The 18,164-nt window shown below is 69.2% G+C and carries 16 protein-coding genes and 1 pseudogene; 10 read left to right on the forward strand and 7 right to left on the reverse strand.

The window, feature by feature from the left end:
* Window positions 1-148: 148 nt before the first annotated feature.
* The gene (locus AB0D99_RS14290) at window positions 149-898 is read right to left on the reverse strand and encodes a DUF4232 domain-containing protein (RefSeq protein WP_362360322.1); all 750 of its coding nucleotides are present in this window, start codon (window positions 896-898) and stop codon (window positions 149-151) included.
* 303 nt (window positions 899-1,201) lie between these two features.
* On the opposite strand from AB0D99_RS14290, the gene AB0D99_RS14295 reads away from it, so the two are divergent.
* Together AB0D99_RS14295 and AB0D99_RS14300 are read left to right on the forward strand one after the other, a co-directional pair.
* A complete protein-coding gene (locus AB0D99_RS14295; protein ID WP_362360589.1) occupies window positions 1,202-2,671 on the forward strand; it encodes a helix-turn-helix domain-containing protein in 1,470 nt (489 codons plus the stop codon).
* 508 nt (window positions 2,672-3,179) lie between these two features.
* Window positions 3,180-5,393 carry a VCBS repeat-containing protein gene (locus tag AB0D99_RS14300; protein ID WP_362360325.1) on the forward strand — a complete coding sequence of 738 codons (2,214 nt, stop codon included), beginning with the start codon at window positions 3,180-3,182 and terminating at the stop codon, window positions 5,391-5,393.
* Between the two features lie 328 nt (window positions 5,394-5,721).
* Here the strand turns inward: AB0D99_RS14300 and AB0D99_RS14305 are convergent, their stop codons facing one another.
* Entirely contained in the window at window positions 5,722-5,883 is a 162-nt protein-coding gene (locus AB0D99_RS14305; RefSeq protein ID WP_362360328.1) for a hypothetical protein, read from the reverse strand.
* Window positions 5,884-6,023: 140 nt separating this feature from the next.
* Between AB0D99_RS14305 and AB0D99_RS14310 the strand changes: the two genes are divergently transcribed.
* Window positions 6,024-6,179 carry a DUF6251 family protein gene (locus tag AB0D99_RS14310; RefSeq protein WP_362360331.1) on the forward strand — a complete coding sequence of 52 codons (156 nt, stop codon included), beginning with the start codon at window positions 6,024-6,026 and terminating at the stop codon, window positions 6,177-6,179.
* A gap of 326 nt (window positions 6,180-6,505) precedes the next feature.
* On the opposite strand, the pseudogene AB0D99_RS14315 reads toward AB0D99_RS14310, so the two are convergent.
* Window positions 6,506-6,709: pseudogene (locus tag AB0D99_RS14315) on the reverse strand (PIN domain-containing protein); the annotation flags it as partial.
* Window positions 6,710-7,266: 557 nt separating this feature from the next.
* On the opposite strand from AB0D99_RS14315, the gene AB0D99_RS14320 reads away from it, so the two are divergent.
* Window positions 7,267-7,776, forward strand: coding sequence for a toll/interleukin-1 receptor domain-containing protein (locus AB0D99_RS14320; protein WP_362360334.1), 510 nt, complete (start codon window positions 7,267-7,269; stop codon window positions 7,774-7,776).
* Between the two features lie 284 nt (window positions 7,777-8,060).
* Here the strand turns inward: AB0D99_RS14320 and AB0D99_RS14325 are convergent, their stop codons facing one another.
* A complete protein-coding gene (locus AB0D99_RS14325) occupies window positions 8,061-9,503 on the reverse strand; it encodes a toll/interleukin-1 receptor domain-containing protein (RefSeq protein WP_362360337.1) in 1,443 nt (480 codons plus the stop codon).
* A 92-nt stretch (window positions 9,504-9,595) separates the two neighbouring features.
* On the opposite strand from AB0D99_RS14325, the gene AB0D99_RS14330 reads away from it, so the two are divergent.
* Window positions 9,596-10,039, forward strand: a complete 444-nt coding sequence (locus AB0D99_RS14330) for an HIT family protein (RefSeq protein WP_362360340.1) — start codon at window positions 9,596-9,598, stop codon at window positions 10,037-10,039.
* A gap of 1 nt (window position 10,040) precedes the next feature.
* Here the strand turns inward: AB0D99_RS14330 and AB0D99_RS14335 are convergent, their stop codons facing one another.
* Window positions 10,041-10,499 carry a hypothetical protein gene (locus tag AB0D99_RS14335; RefSeq protein ID WP_362360343.1) on the reverse strand — a complete coding sequence of 153 codons (459 nt, stop codon included), beginning with the start codon at window positions 10,497-10,499 and terminating at the stop codon, window positions 10,041-10,043.
* 41 nt (window positions 10,500-10,540) lie between these two features.
* Complete coding sequence (locus tag AB0D99_RS14340) at window positions 10,541-11,338, reverse strand: hypothetical protein (protein ID WP_362360346.1); 798 nt, start codon at window positions 11,336-11,338, stop codon at window positions 10,541-10,543.
* Window positions 11,339-11,809: 471 nt separating this feature from the next.
* On the opposite strand from AB0D99_RS14340, the gene AB0D99_RS14345 reads away from it, so the two are divergent.
* On the forward strand, window positions 11,810-12,469 hold the full coding sequence (locus AB0D99_RS14345; protein WP_362360349.1) for an HAD family hydrolase: 660 nt from the start codon (window positions 11,810-11,812) through the stop codon (window positions 12,467-12,469).
* Here the strand turns inward: AB0D99_RS14345 and AB0D99_RS14350 are convergent.
* Window positions 12,450-13,724: a transcriptional regulator gene (locus tag AB0D99_RS14350; RefSeq protein WP_362360352.1), complete on the reverse strand. Its 1,275-nt coding sequence runs from the start codon at window positions 13,722-13,724 to the stop codon at window positions 12,450-12,452. The genes AB0D99_RS14345 and AB0D99_RS14350 overlap by 20 nt on opposite strands.
* Before the next feature lie 267 nt (window positions 13,725-13,991).
* Between AB0D99_RS14350 and AB0D99_RS14355 the strand changes: the two genes are divergently transcribed.
* The 4 genes from AB0D99_RS14355 to serS all read left to right on the forward strand — a co-directional run bounded on the left by AB0D99_RS14355 (window position 13,992) and on the right by serS (window position 18,163).
* Complete coding sequence (locus tag AB0D99_RS14355) at window positions 13,992-15,242, forward strand: methionine adenosyltransferase (RefSeq protein ID WP_362360355.1); 1,251 nt, start codon at window positions 13,992-13,994, stop codon at window positions 15,240-15,242.
* A gap of 92 nt (window positions 15,243-15,334) precedes the next feature.
* Window positions 15,335-16,168 (forward strand): aminoglycoside phosphotransferase family protein, encoded by an 834-nt coding sequence (locus tag AB0D99_RS14360; RefSeq protein ID WP_362360358.1) that lies wholly within the window; start codon window positions 15,335-15,337, stop codon window positions 16,166-16,168.
* Window positions 16,165-16,878, forward strand: coding sequence for a histidine phosphatase family protein (locus tag AB0D99_RS14365; RefSeq protein WP_362360361.1), 714 nt, complete (start codon window positions 16,165-16,167; stop codon window positions 16,876-16,878). Before AB0D99_RS14360 ends, AB0D99_RS14365 begins: the two co-directional genes overlap by 4 nt.
* Window positions 16,871-18,163 carry a serine--tRNA ligase gene (serS, locus tag AB0D99_RS14370; RefSeq protein ID WP_362360364.1) on the forward strand — a complete coding sequence of 431 codons (1,293 nt, stop codon included), beginning with the start codon at window positions 16,871-16,873 and terminating at the stop codon, window positions 18,161-18,163. Before AB0D99_RS14365 ends, serS begins: the two co-directional genes overlap by 8 nt.
* Window position 18,164 lies beyond the last annotated feature (1 nt).

Here is an 18,164-nt window from a genome sequence, read left to right on the forward strand (position 1 = left end):
ACGGCGTCGCCTGCGCCTCCCGCGCTGACGCCCACCGGCGCCCGGGCGCGGCCCGGAGGAGCGGCACCGGAAACCATGACGGAGGGCGCGACCAGCACCGGTCGCGCCCTCTGTCATGCCGAGCCCTCTGTCATGCCGAGCTCTTCGGTCAGTAGCCGAGCGCCTCGTCGAGGCTGTTCACCCAGTGCGTGACCTTGGCGTCATCGGTCTTGTAGGTGTCGGCGGGGAGCGTCAGGGTCGCCGGCCGGCCGACGGATCCGGACGCGTCGCGGGAGTCGAAGTGCACGCCGAGCCGGGACGTGGTGCGGCCGTTGGCCTCCTCGCCGGTGCGCTCGCCGATCAGGATGACGGAGGCGTAGGCGGACTGGCCCGGAGCGAGCCGGATGACGCTCTGCTGCTGGGTGCTGTCGTCGATGGCGGTGGCGGACTGCTCGTCGTCGAAGCGGAGGAGCGGCGCCCGGTACAGGTCGCAGGACGCGGAACCCTTGTTGGTGGCGGTGAGCAGGAGGTGGTTGATGGGGCGGGCGGGCCGGGTGACGACGACCCTGGTGTTGTCGCCGGTGCAGGTCACGACCTTGGTCTGAGCGCCGCCGCCCGGCTTGGTGCCACCGGTGGGCTGCTTGCCGGCGGTGCCCGAGTCGGCGCTGCCGCCCGCGCTCGTCCCGCTGTTCGTGCCGCCGGCGCTCTGCTTGCCGCCGGCGCCCGCGGAATCCGTCCCCGCCTGACCGGACTTGCCGGCCGAGGGCGTGGGCGACACGGTCGACGTGGCGGACGGCCCCTTGCCGGACGCTCCGGCGGACGATGCGTTGTTCTCCGTACCACCGCAGGCGGTGGTGACGAGGGCGGCGGCCATGACGGTGGCGGCGAGGACGGTGCGGCGGACGGTGAAGGTACGCATCAGGTGGTTCCCCGTGGTGTGAGTGGTGGTGACGACCGGTCAGCGGCGGTGCCTGGCGGACCGGTAGGAAGCGCTCGGCCCGAGTGGCGGCGCTGGACTCACCTTGCGTGCCGCCTTCGCATTCGCACCAGCAGCCGGGGACAATGTCGTAAGCGCGAATGCGCACAGTGGGGTTGACCTGGGGAAACACGCTCCCCCTGGAACGCCTGCCTGGGACGTCGAACGGCGATGGCGAACGCGCCGGCGAACGGCGAACGGCTACGGCGAACGGCGACGTGAACGGAAGGACTGCTCGGGGTGGGGATGCAGAGTGAGGATCTGGCGGGCCTCCTACGGGAATTGAAGGAACGGTCAGGGCTCAGCTACGGCACTCTCGCCAAGCGCCTGCACATGAGTCCGTCGACGGTGCACCGCTACTGCAACAGCGACGCCGTGCCGACGGAGTTCGCGCCCGTGGAGAGGATCGCCCGTCTGTGCGGGGCGCAGAGCGAGGAACTGCTGCGGCTGCACCGCCTGTGGATCGTGGCGGACGAGACCCGCCGCCGGGCCAGAACGGCGACGACGGCGGAGCCGACGGGAACCCCGCCGAAGCAGGAGCCGGAACCAGAGCCGTCGGTGGACCCGGAGCCGAAATCAGAGCCGTCGGTGGATCCGGAGCGGACGCCGCCGGAAGGGACGAACCCGGAGCGGACGCCGCCGGTGGTGCCGAATCCGGAGCCGACGCCGACATCGCCCGTGGAGGCGGAGCCCGCCCCCACCCCCACTGCTGCGGACGCCGCCGCCCCCGCCCCCGGACCGGTACGGGACGACACGACGTCAACGTCCCTGACACCCGCCGCGACGACCGCCCGGGAGCCCCGGCGGCGCCGGCTGCTGTGGCCCTTGGCCGCCGCCGCGGCGATGGTCGTCATCGCGGCCCTCGGTGCCGCGGCAGTCTGGAACGGCACCCACGGCACCGAGGCCGCGGGCGACCGGCCCGCCGAGGGCCCCGCGGCCTCGTCCTCGGCGGCTCGTACCCCTGGCGGCACGGCCACGGGCGATGCGAAGCCCAGCGGTACGGGGTCGAGCGCGCCGACCACGGCCGGGCCGTCGACCCGTCCGCGTACGGACGCCCCGGGAACGACGGGCGGGGCGGGGGACGAGTCCCCCGAGGTGCCGCTCGCGGCGAGCGTGAACCCGTACGTCTGGAAGGACCCGTGCAGCCAGCTCTACGTGGTGGACCAGGGCCCGAAGGTCATGCCGCCGCCCCCCTCCGAGCAGAACGCGCGGGGCTGGGTCACCGCCCTCGGCGGGGTGCCGGGGGGCGAGGTCGTGATCAATGTGTCGCTTCAGGGGCTCGGTGACGACGCGGTCGTCCTCAACGCCATGCACGTACGGACGGTCGAGGTGTCCGAGCCGCTGAAGGGCAACGTGTACGCGATGGGAGTCGGCTGCGGCGGAGACGCGCGCGTGCAGAGCCTGGACATCAACCTGGACGCGGCTCAGCCCCGGCTCGTCCCCGTGGCGGGGTGGAAGGGCGACAAGTACCTCCCGGCATCGGACTTCCCGTACACGGTGTCCGCGAGCGACCCGCAGGTACTGACGATCACCGCGCACACGCAGGGCCGGAGCGTGCGGTGGTACCTGGAACTGGAGTGGAGCAGCGGCGGACGCAGCGGAGTGCTCCGCGTGGACGACCGGGGCAAGCCGTTCGCCACCAGCGCGACGGCGAACAGGCCGACGTACCAATACCCGTTGGGAGCGAGCGCGTGGGAGCCGTATCAGTTCGGGTGACGGGGGCGTGGGCGTCGGCCGCCCCAGAGTCGGCCGACCCGGTGTCGGGCTGACCCGGTGTCGGGCTGACCGGTATCGGCTGACCGGTGTCGGGCTGACCGGTATCGGCCGACCCGGCGTCGGCCGCCCCGGCGTCGACGGGGCGTGCGGTGCATCGCGCCCCGCCATGCACCGTCACCCCATGCACCGTCACCCCATGCACCGTCACCCCAGGCACCCTCACCCCAGGCACCCTCACCCCGGGCGGGAGGAGGCCAGGGAACTCAGAAGGCCCCCGGGCGGTTTCCCCACGCCGAGCGTCGGTCAGCCGGTCCGGTGGGTCTGAGGCGGGCGCGGAGACGCGGGTCCTGCCTGTTCAGCGCCGTCGGCGCAACGGGCCGCGTCCATGCCGCTGAGGCCAGTACGGCGGGGGCGTGAGCGCGGTCCGGATCTCCGTACACACGCTCTGGTGACGTACAACTTTTCGGACGCTTAGGAGTCTCAACTGGCGAGGCGCATGGTGCGCTTGATGTCTTCGGGAGGAATGCTCGTGCCCCTGGCCCGTTCGACGCGAAGGCGGCTCGCCGGCGCCGTCACCACCGTTCTCGCCGTCACGCTCGGGGCGACCGCCCTGACCGCCCCCGCGGGCGCCGCACCGGTCGTCGGCGGGGTGCTCGCGGCGGACGTGGAGACGGCCGCGGACCCGATCGCCTACCCCGAGGGCAGCACGCTCGTCGGGGCCGGTGTGACCGGCTTCCTGACGACCTCCAACACCGGCATCACGACCTTCCGGCGCTACTCGGACGGCGCCGGCCAGGTGTACGACGGCGCCGTACACCTGCGGTCGACGCCGACGACCGACTTCCTGGTCTTCACGGACGGGTCCAAGATCACGCAGCGGAACCTGTCGACGAGCGGTTCCCTCGACGTCCCCGTCGGTTCCCTGCCGGGTGACGCGAAGTGGGCGGGCGCGGCGGGCGACGCCGTCTTCACGACCGTCGTGACCGAGGCCGGCACGGTGCTCCGCAAGCACGTCGACGGGGTCCCCGCGGCGACCGTCACCGGCCTTCCCGCCGACGCGGCCTCCGTCATGGTCACACCCGCTACGTCCGCCCACGCCAAGGTCACCTTCAGGCAGAACTCGCTGGGCGCGTGGGGCCTCCTCGACCTCGCCACCGGCGTCCTCACCCTCGGCGCCCCCGGGATCGGCGCGCGGGCGGTCTCCGCGACCCACACCGCCTGGACCGACGCCTCGGCGACGGACCTGGGCCCCCGCGTCTTCGTCGCGGACCGCGCCACCGGCGCCGTGCAGGAGGCCCCGGTGCCGCCGGTGCCGTCGCTCGGCAACCTCCAGGTCGGACTGGTCGGCGACTGGGTGCTGTACGGGCAGAAGGGCGGCATGGGCTTCGTCCAGCCCAGCGTCCACCACGCCATCACCGCCTACAACGTCACCACGAAGGCGACGGTGAAGGTGCTCGACCACGCCTACGAGTTCACGTCCGGCCCCGACGGCAGCCTGTACGCGCGCGGCGGCCTCGTCGGCCGGGGCGAGGGCATGTACCGGATCGCGGCCACGGGCGGCGAGACCCTGCAGGCCGAGCTGGTCGCGACGACCGGCGAGCCCACCGAGGTCGTCGCCACGGAGTCCACCGTGCCCCCGGCCGTGCTCGACCTCGACCAGGTCAACGGGTTCATCTTCAGGTGGACGCTGTCCCGTGAGGTACGGAACCCGAAGCTCACCGTCCGCCATGTACGGACGGGGAAGACCCACACCCTGAGCTGGCAGCCCACCACCAGTGCGCCGACGTTCGGCTGGGTCGACAACAACTGGGACGAGGACGTCCCCAACGGCGACTACACCTGGGAGCTGATCGGCGCGCCGGTCAACGGCATCGGCCCGGACGTCACCGCCAAGGGCACGTTCAAGGTCGTCCGCAAGGCCCAGCCGCACGACTTCAACGACAACGGCAGCCCCGACCTGCTGAGCCGGGACTCCGCCGGCCGCCTGTGGCGCACGGACCTCTTCGACCGTCCGATCGATGAGCGGCGCGGAATCAACGAGGCGGGGGCCAGGACCTACCTCGGTTCGGGCTGGGGCGTCTACGACCGGATCGAGGCCGCCGGCGACCTGGGTGGTACGCCGGTCGGCGACGTCTTGGCCCGCGACAAGTCCGGCGTGCTCTGGCTGTACCAGGGCAACGGCACCGGCGACTTCGCCACCCCGGTCAAGATCGGCGGTGGCTGGCAGGTCTACGACAAGATCACGTCCGGCAGCGACCTGACCAACGACGGCCACGTGGACGTGGTCGCCACCGACCCGTCCGGCGGGCACTGGCTCCACCCCGGCACCGGCAGCGCCACGCAGCCGTTCCTCCCCGGCAAGAAGATCGGCACCGGCTGGGGGGTCTACAACGACATCACGGCCGTCGGCAACATCGCGGGCGGCACCGCCGGCGATCTCGTCGGCCGTGACAAGGACGGCGTCCTCTGGCTCCACCTGGGCAAGGGCGACGGCACCTTCGCGACCCGCGTAAAGATCGGCGGCGGATGGAACACGTTCCGTCCACTGATCGCCGCCGGCGACGCGAACGGCGACGGCCGCCCCGACCTCATGGGCCTCGGCGTGACCTACCAGACGCCGATGCTGTACGAGAGCACGGGCGATTGGAGGGCCCCGTTCCGGACCGGCGAGGTCATGCACCTGGGGCAGGTCATCGCGAACTCGTCGGACCTCGTGTTCTGACCCCGCCGCACACGCGGAGGGAAGGCCGCCGCAACACCCGGCCTCCCTCCGCCCGCACGGGCGCGGCCCCTCCCCTTCGTCCGCATCGCCGCGAACTCCACGATGCGGACAACGACGAAGCCCCAGGTCGCTGACCTGGGGCTTCGTCGGCAAGGTCGCCTCCATGGAGTCGACACGTCACGGATGAAGCAGCCGCCAGGTCCCTACCGGCGGTCTTCGCTGCCCACCGCACACTGCTTTCGATGTGACGCCGGATCACGCATCCCGGTCTCGCTCGGCAGGTGCGTGCCGTGCGCGGACGCACCCTGCCTCACTGCCTGACCAGTGCCTACACGAGTTCCAGCAGGGCCCCGAAGAACTGCGCGACTCGGGACTTCACGCGGTGCCGGCGGCCGCAGTAACGCTTCGTGCGCCACCACCTCGGCTGCTCGACCAGTTTCTGGCACCAGCGGCACGGCAGCGGGTCCCACTCGATCTCGATCGCCCCCATGGCCGCGACTCTAGCGGCCCTCCTGGCCTGGGAACCCATGGCGAACCTCCCCGACTCGATCCGGGTCGTACAGCTCCCGTACGGGCGCACCCCTACGCCGACCAACTGCCCGCCATCCACCAGCCGACCGCCGCCCGCGGGTGGTCCACCAGCACATTCACCAGGCGCCGCCCGACCGCACGATTCACCGGATCGCGCTCACCATTCAGCGGATCGCGCTCGGGTCGTGGGGTGGGAGCCAGACACGTCCTCCCGGATGCGGGCGCTGTACCTCCACGTGCCGGACGCCATGGTGAAGGACGTGGCCCGGAAGATCGCCGAAGCGAACGGGGGAACGCCGGATACGACCGCTGTGGACAAAGACCAGGACAACGAGGCCCGAGAAACGTCGAAGGGCCCCACCGCGAACGGTGGGGCCCTTCGACATCGTGCCCGGTGAGGCACTGGCGGAGGATACGAGATTCGAACTCGTGAGGGGTTGCCCCCAACACGCTTTCCAAATGTTCGTACGGGGGTCCGGTGGGGGCCGCACCCGTCCTGACCTGCGGCGGAGGATTCGGGGTGGACCCGTCCGGGCGGGCCCGGACAGGGGTGAATGAGACCAGGACTGAGACCGTGAAGGTCACTTGGCGACGTCAGGCCCGTACCACTGGAGGGCTTGCCCGGTGACTGCGGCGATGCACTCGAAGTCGCGGTCGCGGTGCAGGAGTGTGAGGCCCTGGAGCTCGGCGGTGGCTGCTACCACCAGGTCGACTGCCCCTGCGCTGCGGTGCTGACCTCGTTTGGTCAGGGCTTCCTGGACCTGCCAGGCCCGGCTGTATGCCCGGCCCTGGCCGTTGGCAATTTTCGCGACCCCTATCGCAGCGTTCAGTAGTTCGGGGTCACGCTGTTGCAAGCAAACCCACCGGAGTCTTGGATTGGCCTTCGGTGAAACCTGATGCACGGGCTCTGAACAGGGAGCGAGCTGCTAATAACTGCTGTCGTTTGTCGGCGTTGGCCGTTCTCGGACGGGCCCACGGGCGGCCCGGCTGAAGGCCCGAGAAGCCTCCAGCGTTAGCGGTAGGGATCAGTAACGTTGGCGACGCCAACGGGCTGAACTGTACTCGGCCGTCTTTTCCTTGCGATAACGCAACGTAGCAGTAGTTACACGAATACCATTTAGCTATGAGTCGTTGTACAGCCCCAGTTCAGGGTCATCGGACCGCTAGCGGACGTGCGGCGTGCCCCGCGTGCAGCAGTGGAGGCTACGGGTACTCATCGTCCCGGCCCTACTACCCGCCGCCGGTCTACACGCCGCGGAGCAGTGGCGGGGGCGGTGCGACCAGTAGCGGCAGCTCGAGTAGCGGCAAAATGCGGGCGCCTTGGTCGCCGAGCACCTCCTCCGTGATCTACACGCCTGGCGAGGTGAAGGGCCTGGCTCCTGTTCGCGACGCCGCCGTGTTGCGCGCGCGTCAACAGCCCGACCTTCGCGATGTCTTCCTCTGCCACGCGTGGGATGACCGGCGCGGTGCTGCCACGGAGTTGTGCGACCTGCTGGAAGCAGAGGGCGTGTCGGTCTGGTTCAGCGAGAGGGACATCGCGCTCGGCCTACCGTTCATGCGGGAAATCGACAGGGGGTTGGCGAGGTCGCGTACAGGTCTCGTTCTGGTCACCCCTGCGCTACTGACACGCCTCAAGCGCGGTGGCGTCTCTGACAAGGAGCTCTCGGAGCTCCTTGCACGTGACCTGCTGCTCCCTGTCATACACGAGACGACCTACGGCGAACTCCGGGACATCAGCCCTCTACTTGCATCCCGGAACGGGTTGGACACGGCTGAGGATTCGATGGCAGTAGTTGCCATCAAGATCGCAGAGCTGGTGGCCGTTGAGGACGATCAGCTCGCGGCGAACTAAGGGCAGGAAGGTCGCCGAGGTCATCCGTCCTGGTCAGGACGACGTTAGCGGCCGAGGAAGATCGAGAACACCGAGGCACGACGGGTGGAGGGGCTCAGTGTGCTCGCCCCTCGGACCCAGCTCGCCTGGGGCAGTTCTTTACTCCTGCACCAGCCGCCGACCTGATCGCCTCGCCTAGACGCGCTGAGCAATACCGTGCGCGTCCTGGACCCCGGCGCTGGGGTCGGCTCGCTGACCGCCGCACTGGTGAGCCGCCTGCACGGCGAGCGCCCTGGCCTGGACGTTCACGTGGTCGCCAGCCGCGTACGGGACGGCAAACTTAGCGTGTCGACCCGCACCTCTATCAGAGTGAGCCGGCGCACCGCCTCTGTGTGAAACATCCGGCGCTGCCACCGCTGGTAGCGGTAAGCGCACTCCATGGTCGTCCAGGCCAGCCAGAACCCCACAACCCCAGCGGCCACGGGCGCCGCGTGCAGCCGCGTCCCACCCCCGTCTTGGAGGCCGAGGGGCAAAGTCCAGGCGAGCGTGAGGGCGACGGTGAGCGCCAACCACAGGACGTACCCGCTGAAAGCCCAGGGCTGCGCCTCACGCAGCCATAGCAACCGCCCGCGTTCCGCCGCCCGCCCGTGAGCCGCCACCGCCCCCGCCAGCTCTCCGAGCGCGAAGCGTGCCCGGTCCCGCTGCTCTCGCCGGATCGGTCCGCTCCACTCTTGCGTACGCACGTCGAGCCGAGCGATCTCTCGCCGTACCACCACCATCAGAGCTGTCGCGGGTACCGCCTCCGGCCACTGCACCCACCGTTCGCGGTCTTTCTTGAGGGAGCGCACGAAGCGGGCTGCCATCGGGCCGACGGCGAGACACATGCCCAGCATCAGCACGACGGCGAAGCCGGGGCTCCGCCCCCACACCTGGATCACGAGGACCGTCGCGAACAGCAGGAGGAAGACTGGCACGGGGTAGGTCGCCCGCAGGTAGTTCTGCTGCGTCGCGTCCTGCAGGTCGCGTTCCCACGCCTGGATGGGGCGGCGCATCAGGCCGCAGGACAGCAGCACGGCGACCAGGACGAAGCCCATCAGTCCAAGGGACGCCAGGGCCAGCAGCAGGGCGACCGGGGCGCCGCCCGGTTCTGGGGGCGGCCCTCCGGTCGTCGCAGCCCACGGCACGAGGACGCAGAGCGCGGTGGCGAGGAGGCCGGTGGCCCAGCCGAGCAGCTGGCCGGGCTGTCGTGGTGGCCGCTCTTCGGAGGGGATCGGCACCCACTCCGGTGCCACCAGGGTCTCCAGCGTGGCGATCAGCTCCTCGACGGCCGCGTCCCAGCCATCTGCGGTAACGCGATGCGCCTGCCGCAGGGAGAGGTCACGGATCGACGCGGGAAGCAGCTCGGGCGACGGCGGCTCCGCGGCGTCAAGGAGCAGGGGGATTACGGTCTTCCCAGCGGCGAGCGCCAGCTCGATCTCGTGCCGCACCCAGTCGCCCGCTCGGTCGAGGCATCTCTCGCCCGACGGGTCCCGCGCTTCCAGCCAGCCCTCTGGAATGGTGACGAGCAGAACCTCGCAGTCATGTACTCGGCGTCTGAGGTCGTCTGGGTAGCGGTTACCCGGCAGCATCGACGACGTGTCGAGGAAGACCTGCGCGTCGCCGAAGTGACGGCTGAGTCGTTCACGCAGCCGGTGCACCGCATCCGTGGCACGCGGACTCCTGCGGTAGTTGATGAAGACGCCTCCCATGGCGGTGTCGCCCCTCCTAGTCTGTTCCTTCTGTCAGGGTGGTGGCCGGGGACCGCTTCGCAGATCTCCGAACCTCGAAGGCGAGGACGTCCATGCACCCGTGTCCGTTCTGCGCCATCGCCGTCGGCCACGGCCCGGCGCGGATGATCTTCGAGGACGACCACACTGTGGTGTTCTTCCCGCTGGTCCCGGCGACGCTCGGCCACACGCTTGTGGTGCCCCGGATCCATGCGCCGGACCTCTGGGCCATGGCGCCGACGGAGGCAGAACGACTGCTTGCGACCGCGCTCCGCGTCGGAGCCACCTTGCGTGACCACCTCGCCCCCGAGGGCATGAATGTCATCCATTCCGCCGGCTCCGCGGCCTCCCAGACGGTGTTCCACGCCCATGTCCATCTCGTTCCCCGGTGGCGGGGTGATGCCATGGGCCCCCTGTGGCCGGGAGACGGGGCGGGGGTCCGAGACGCGGCCGTGCTCGACGTACTGACCGATGAGATGGCTGCCTTGCTGCGCCCGCCCGCGCCCCCGAGGGCGTGACTCAGCGGGCCACGAGGACGACCACGAAATGGGCGATCAGCAGGGCACCGTAGAACAGCACCAGTGTCTGGGAGAAGGCGGCCTTTGCCAACGTCACCCTCGCCAGGTACGGTCCGACGTTCATCGACAGCACCTCCACGGTGCTGTCGGGCGTCCGGGCGTCTTCGTACAGGGCCCGGAAGAGTCGTTCTTGGCGCAGGAAGTACGAGTCGAGGAACCAGAAGCCCAGCAGAGGGACGATTCCGCTCAGCGCAATCTGCCAGCTGAGCCGCCCTGCTGAGAGTGCCAGAATGGCGGCGGTGAGCGTCATCGCCCAGCCCTTGAGCAGGAACGAGTTGTTGCCCAGCCTGGTGACGACGGCCTGGATGAACTCCAGGTGCTTGATCCGGTCGGCGCTCAGTGGAGTGCCAGTGGTGGCGGTGGTGGTACTGACGTCCGCTTCGTCGCTGCTGATGCTCACTGACACGGTCCCCCTCCGTCGGACATGCCCACGTCGAGAGACTATCGCGGGGCCGGTGCTCCGGACTCCGTCCCGTCGACGGGGGTTGGGCCCGGTTCCCCGCCCGGCTCTGCGTCCCGCGTGAGGCCCTGGCCGCGTCCTCTGAGCCGGGCGAACTCGACGGCGCTCAGGGTCACGGTGATTAGGAGCCCAGTGAGCGCGAACGGGTCCTTGAGGTTGTCGGGAGTGGCAACGATGCTTCCGGAGAACCGGTCTACGACGATCGCGCCCACCGCCACAAACGGCGCCGCGAGGGAGGGGAGGGCGGGATGGGCGTTGGCCGCGTTGAAGATCGTGCCCGCGACGCTGAAAGGAGCGAGCAAGAGGAAGATCCCTACGGGAAGCAGGATCAGGATCGCGGTTACGAGGCTCACGAATGCGTTGCCGTATTCCTCGATCGCGTTCATCGACCAGGCCACCACACCGGTTGTCGCGCCCGCCAGAGCAAGGACGGAAAGCGGACCGGGGACCGTGAACTCCCCGCCGTCAATGAGGAACAGGCGGACGAGCCGGGGTCGGCGCGTGCCGGGCGGGCCGACGAGAACGTACACGGCTGCCAGGACGACGAGGACGACGCTTGCGACGATCGCCAGCAGCCCGTACTTGACGATGACGGCGTCCACCCAATCGAAGAACCCGCCAGTGGCGAGCCCGTAGCGATACGTCAGAGTCAGCACGACGACGGCGGTGACAATCGTGCGCGCGAGTGCGAACAGGGAGAAGGATGTCCGGAGGAGCAGAGTCACGATGGTGAGCCCCACGAGCGCCCACGTGCCCACGATCTGAATCAGCCAGAGCACGAAGGCCCCTAACGCACCGAGCATGGAGCACCTTCCTACGAGTCGATTTTTCGGCGACCGTACCGGAAGGCCAGACTGGCGACCTGCTCAACGAAGGTCGTGCGTGGGCACTGGGCCGCATCGCAGCGAAACCGTCGGCACCGCAGGCGAACGACGACACGGCGACGGCCAGCAAGTGACGACGTTGGTGCACACAACATGGGCGTCCCTCGCCTTCGCTGTCGCCGCCATCACCGCGTTTCCCGTGCATCCTCGTCTGCTGAGCGGTGGATGGCTCCCCCCAGGGTTCGAGCAGAGATGCGCCCGCTTCGGTCGACCGTGCCGCCCGGCCGCCACACTTGCGGCGCCCCAGTGATCCACCCCGACTCCCGGCACGCGTTGGTGTCGACCTGGGCTCTGGCGGGGCAGGGATTCAGCCGCAATCCGACAGGGTTGCCTTCTCCCCGCGCCGCACCGTCTAACCTGCGGAGCATGATTCGTGCGGTGGTGTTCGACGTGGGTGAGTGTCTTGTCGACGAGACCCGGGAGTACGGGACCTGGGCGGACTGGCTGGGGGTGCCGCGGCATACCTTCGCGGCGATGTTCGGGGCGGTCATCGCGCAGGGGCGCGACTACCGTGAGACGTTCCAGGAGTTCCGGCCGGGGTTCGATCTGACCGAGGAGCGCGAGAAGCGCGCGGCGGCCGGGAAGCCGGAATGGTTCGGCGAGGACGACCTCTACTCCGATGTGCGCCCCTCGCTGGCCGCGCTGCGAGAGGCCGGCCTGTGGGTGGGCATCGCCGGGAACCAGACCGTGCGTGCGGGCGGCCTGCTCCGCGGGCTGGACCTTCCGTCCGACCTGATCGCCACCAGTGATGACTGGGGGGCGTCGAAGCCGGACGTGAAGTTCTTCGAGCGCGTCATCGAGGCGACGCCTGCCGAGCCGGGCGAGATCCTGTACGTCGGGGACCGGCTCGACAACGACATCCGTCCGGCCGTGCAGGCCGGGCTTCTGACAGCTCTGATTCGACGTGGGCCGTGGGGCACGATTCAGCAGCGTGACCCGGATGCGGACTCGATCACCACGATGCGTATCGACTCGCTCGCGGAGCTGCCTGAGAAGATCGCCAAGTTCAACGCTGGAGAGCGCTGACAGTCGTTCCCCAGTCGTAGAGACGATCGTCGAGGTCTCGGACGCACTGCTCGTTCTGCCATGGGGCGAGCGTGCGTCGGACCTCGCGGATACGCTCCATGCCCGTGGCGTACCAGGTGATGGCGAGCTGGTCGAGGGCTTGCACGGCGTACTGGCATGCCGCCTCCGGGTGGCCGTCCGCGGCTTCGACTGCGGCGAGATCACCGAGGACGACCGTGCGCTGCTTGTCCGACTCGGGCGGCAGGTCGTCGAGAACCTCCTGAAGAGTCTGGCGGGCTTGTGGCAGGTGGCCCGCCTTCAGCTGGGTGTTTCCTTTGAACGCGGACAGGCGCACGGGGCTGAACCAGTCCAGCCACTCAGGGGCGGGGTGCTCGGAGCCCGAGGAAAGGGCGTCCTCGGCATGTCCGATCAGGCGGAGCGCGGCGCGAGGGTCGCCGCAGCGGGTCTCGCATTCTGCCTCGACTGCATCCAGCCATGCCCAGAGCTCCGCGGAGGCGTCTCCGCGTCGAGCGTAGGTGCGGGCGGCCATCATGCGCTCGATCGCCGCTTCCCGGTCATCGGTCCAGCCGGGGATAAACGCCATGTGCGCGAGGATGGCCGATCCCAGGACGGGGTCGTCGGCTTCGCCCGCCGCTTGCAGGGCACGCAAGAGGGTCTCCGAGGCTTGGTCGGGCTGGCGCAGGTCGAAGAACTCGATGCGCCCGGCCAGTAGATAGGACTCGGCAAGGGCGCCGGCCAGGGTCTGGCGAGCAGGGTTCGCCGTCTCCGGCAGGAGAGCGCATCCCAGACGGGCGTGCTCTAGCACTGCGGGGTGCAGTACGGCGGGCGCTACGGACCAGTAGAGGTGCCGGTGAGAACGAGTGACGGCCTCGAAGTCCTTGCCCACTGTGACTGGCTGCGTTGCGGGGCCGGCCTGGGCGGGGACGTTAGCTAGCCGACCTCCCTTCAGAGGCGCATGCGGGGTGTTGCGGACCGTCGAGCCCGCGTGGCGGCTCTCATTTCCCCAGGGTGGGGTGAATCCCAAGTCCTCCATGCTCTGGCCCAGGAGGTGGGTCAGGACTCGGTGGACGTCAGGCTGAGGCCAGGGCGGTGTGGCGGACTCCCAGCGTCGAATCTGGCGCACGCCAACGGCGAGCCCCCTGATGCCCAGCTTGGGTGCCGTCTTGGTGATGGCGTCGGCCAGAGCTTGTTGTGAGTTGTATCCGGCCGCCAGGCGGGCGGACTTGAGTCGGGTGTTGCCTGCGGGACGGGGCATGGATCTCCTCCGGGGACGAGTTCTCGTCAGAGAGTGACATGCGATGTCCCCGTCGCGGCGCAAAATCATCCACGAGAGCCCAACAAAGCCCTATGAAAGTCCTCTTGATGACCTGTCAGAGCCCTCGAATAGGACCTGGAGGGCCAGGAAGATGGCATCCACGGACCGAGGGCATCGGCCTCGTCACCACACACAGCACTTACCGCTCGTCCAGGCGTTCTGCGCCTGCGCTCATCCCCTTCTGTCCACCCTGAACGGGAGTTCGTGATGCTTCGCACGAGCACGACCATCGACAACAGCCACCTCGTCATCGAGACGGACGGGCCGACCCCGGACGCCACGACCATCGTGGAGCGCAAGGGCCTCGGCCATCCGGACACCCTCGCCGATCAGCTGGCCGAGCGACTGTCCCGCGCGTACAGCGCCTACACCGTGCAGCACTTCGGCGCGGTCCTGCACCACAACTTCGACAAGCTCGCCCTCTTGGGCGGAGCGAGCGAGGTCCGGTACGGCGCCGGCCGCATGACCGCCCCGGTCCGGGTGCTCGTCAACGGCCGTGCCGCGCCCATGTGCGGTGGTGAGCGGATCCCCGTCGAGGAGATCGTGGAGGCCGAGGTGCGGGCGTTCTTCGCCCGCCGGCTCCCCGAGGTCTCCGACCACCTCGACATCACCTTCAACATCACCAGCAACTCCAGCCCCGGTGCCGTCCTCACAGGCGACGAGGTGCCCGACCGGACGCGATGGTTCAACCCGCGGTCGATCGACGACCTGCGGGAGCGGCGGGTGCGGCTCTCCAACGACACGTCGCTGGGCACCGGCTGGGCGCCGGAGAACGTCTTCGAGTCCTTCGCACGGGATCTGGTCGACCACTTCTCCGGGGAGAGCGACTTCACCCTCTCCCACGCCTGGTGTGGATCGGACGTGAAGCTCATGGGCTACTGGGACGGGGAGCGGGCGGATGTCGTGCTCTGTGTGCCGCAGAAGTCGCGGCTTGTCGCGAGCCGAGCGGAGTACGTCCAGAACACCGAGAGCGTCCTGGCCGAGTGCTACCGGCTCGCCGGCCTCCACCTGCCCGGCGCCGAGGCGAGCTTCCGGCTCAACGCGCGCGATGTGCCGGAGAAGGACGAGCTGTACCTCACCTACACCGGGAGCTCGATCGAGTCCGGCGACGAGGGCGTCGTCGGCCGCGGCAACCGCGTCAACGGCCTCATCACGCCCCTGCGGCCGATGAACCTGGAGGGCGCCAACGGCAAGAACCCCGTCTACCACGTGGGCAAGCTCTACAACATCGCCGCACGAAGGCTCGCCCAGCGGCTTCACGAGGCGACGGGAGGGCACGCCGAGGTCCACCTGGTGAGCACCACCGGGCAGCGACTTGACCAGCCGTGGCGCGTCCTCGTCCGTCTGTCGTCCCCGGACGCCGAAGTGGACAAGGTGCAGGCGCTGGTGGCGGAGGCGCTGGGCGAGTTCCCGGCGCTCACCGACGAGCTGGTCTCCGACGGGATCGTGATGAGCTGATGAAGAAGCGGACGGTCGGAGAGGTCTCCCCGGAGTCCCGGCGCCGGCTGATCACCCACTACGGCCCCGAAGTCTCCGTGTGGCTCGATGCCGTGCCCACCCTGCTGGAGGAGGCTGCGGATCGCTGGAAGCTCACCCTCGATGGCTACCACGACGCCGGGCATGCCTCCGTGGTCGTCATGGCCAGAACCCTCGAAGGTCGTCCGCTGCTCCTCAAGGCGTGGGCCGATCCCACGCGGTTCCGCAACGAGGTCACCGCCTTACGCCTGTGGGCGGGCGGGCCGACTGCAGGCGTCGTCGAGGCGGCGGATGACCTGGCCGTGGCGGCCCTGGAGATGATCGGGGGCCGTCCTGGTGGCGGCGAGCGGCCGCCTCGGGAGCTGCAGACGGTGGCCGCCGCCCTCCAGGGCCTCCACACCATCGGCCGGCGCCAGCGCCGACCGCGTGAGCTTCCTTCCCTGACCTCGTACCTGCATCAGGAGGTACGTCCGAGGGTGCGCCGCCGTCTGGAATCGGTCGATGTCGGCCAGTGGCAGGAGCATGTCGACGCGGCTCTCCCGGCCCTCGTGGCCCTGGAGGAGGACGGCGGTCGGGCGACGGTCCTACACGCGGATCTCTACCGCGAGAACGTGCTCTTCGACTGGTTGGGCCACCCTCGCCTGATCGACCCCCTCCCGATGGTGGGCGATGCGGCCTTCGATTGGGCCTTCTGGACCGTGTACTACGAGCTTGGACACGGCACGGACGCCCGCCTGGCCGCTGCCGCCCGGATCTCCCGCATCCCCGTGCCTGTCCTGGCGCCGTGGTGTCGAGCCCTGGCCCTGGACGGCCTTCTCTTCTACCTCGAAACCGGTGATCCACGCGGAGCGACGATGGCCGAAGTCCTTGCGTGGCTGTCGGCGCCGATCCCAAGGAACCGATCATGACGACCTACGTCCTCCGTCACGGACAGACGAATTACAGCCGGCGCTACCTGGTCAACGGCGACCCGACGAAGCCCATCCGCTTGAGTGAGGACGGCCGTCGGTCGCTGAGCAAGGGCTGGAGCAGCGTTCCCCTCCACAGCGTGAAGACGTGGGTGGCCAGCGATTTTCCCCGTGCCCAGCAGACCGCCAACCTGCTGATGGGAGTTCCTGGACCGGAACTGATCACTGATCCGCGGCTGAACGAACTCGACTACGGGGAATTCGAGGGAAGCCCGTTCCTGGAATACGCCGTCTGGCTCGACGGGCACGGCGCCCACGAGCGGCCGCCCGGCGGCAGCGAGTCGCAGCGTGAGGGCATCCGCAGGATGCTCACCGGGGTGCTCGCGGCTCTGGAGCACCCTGGCCCCCGCGTCCTGGTGGCCCACGGCCTGCTGGTCTCCGTGCTTCTGTGGCACCGCGAACGGACTCCTGGCGGGGCCATGCCCCTCTTCTTCCCGGAAGCCCCGTACATCGAGCCCGTCGCCATCCCCGATGACGAGTTGCCGGAATTCGTCGGGGTCCTGATGAACGATCTTGAAACTGGCGTTCTCGATCACGCGGTCGGCTCTGGTGGCAGGGAGGTAATGCGGATCGGCGAAGGGGCCGCGGTTGCTACCGTCGATCCCGTATCCCACCACTCGCCGGATCAGAAGGATCTTCCTCATGCATGATGCCCGCGCCCTGATTGAAATGGGTGCCGAAGCGGTTCGTCGGCTCGCTCGTCGCGGTTACTCCCTGGACCTGTCCGAGCTGGAGTCGCTCCAGTCTCGTCGGAACCAGAACATCCGCTCGGCTGACGAGTTGCGGGCCGAGTCCAAGCGGGTGGCGAGTGAGGTTCAGCAGACGGCCAAGCAGGGCGGCGACATCAGCAAGCTGAAGGAGCGCGCCCGCGAGATCAAGGAGCAGGTCCGCGACATCGAAGCGGGGCAGGAAGAGATCGAGGCCCAGCTCCGTGATCTGCTCCTGAGCATCCCGAACCTGCCGGACGACTCGGCGCCTGATGGCGACTCCGAGGAGTTCGCCATCGAGATCCGGCGCATCGGCACGCCTCCCGCGTTTCCGTTCGAGCCGAAGGACCACGTCGATCTCGGAGAGGCCACCGGCATCCTCGACTTCGGCCGCGCGACCAAGCTGTCCGGCCCGCGCTTCGCGGTCTCCCGCGGCGCCGGCGCTGCTCTGGAGCGAGCCCTGGCCACGCTCTTCCTCGACATCCACACCCGCCGCCACGGGTACGTCGAGTACGCGGTCCCGTACCTGGTCACCCGCAAGACGATGACCGGCACCGGCCAGCTCCCGAAGTTCGAGGAGGACCTGTTCAAGACCGGCGTCGCCGACCGTGAGCTCTTCCTCATCCCGACGGCCGAGGTTCCGCTGACCAACCTCTACGCGGACGAGATCATCCCGCCCGCCGAGCTGCCGCTCGCGTTCACGGCGCACACTCCGTGCTTCCGGTCCGAGGCCGGCTCGTACGGCCGCGACACCCGCGGTCTCATCCGCCAGCACCAGTTCGCCAAGGTCGAGATGGTCAAGATCGTCGACCCGGAGACGGCGGACGCCGAGCTGGAGGAGATGGTTGGCCACGCCGAGGCGTGCCTCAAGGAGCTTGGCCTCGCCTACCGGGTCATCAAGCTGCCCGCCGGCGACACTGGCTTCTCCGCCCAGCTCACGTACGACCTCGAGGTCTGGATCCCGAGCCAGAACACGTACCGCGAGATCTCCTCGGTCTCCAATTTCGGAACCTTCCAGGCCCGCCGGGCGAACATCCGGACCCGCGGCGAGGACGGCAAGCCCAAGCTCGTCGCCACCCTCAACGGCTCCGGTCTGCCCGTCGGCCGCACCCTGGCCGCGCTCCTTGAGCAGTGCCAGCAGCAGGACGGCTCGATCGTCCTGCCCGAATCACTCTTCCCGTATCTCGGCTTCCGCCGTATCTCGGCGGACGGAACACCGGAGGCATAAC

It is taken from the genome of Streptomyces sp. NPDC047971, assembly GCF_040653355.1.
Taxonomy (GTDB): Bacteria; Actinomycetota; Actinomycetes; order Streptomycetales; family Streptomycetaceae; genus Streptomyces.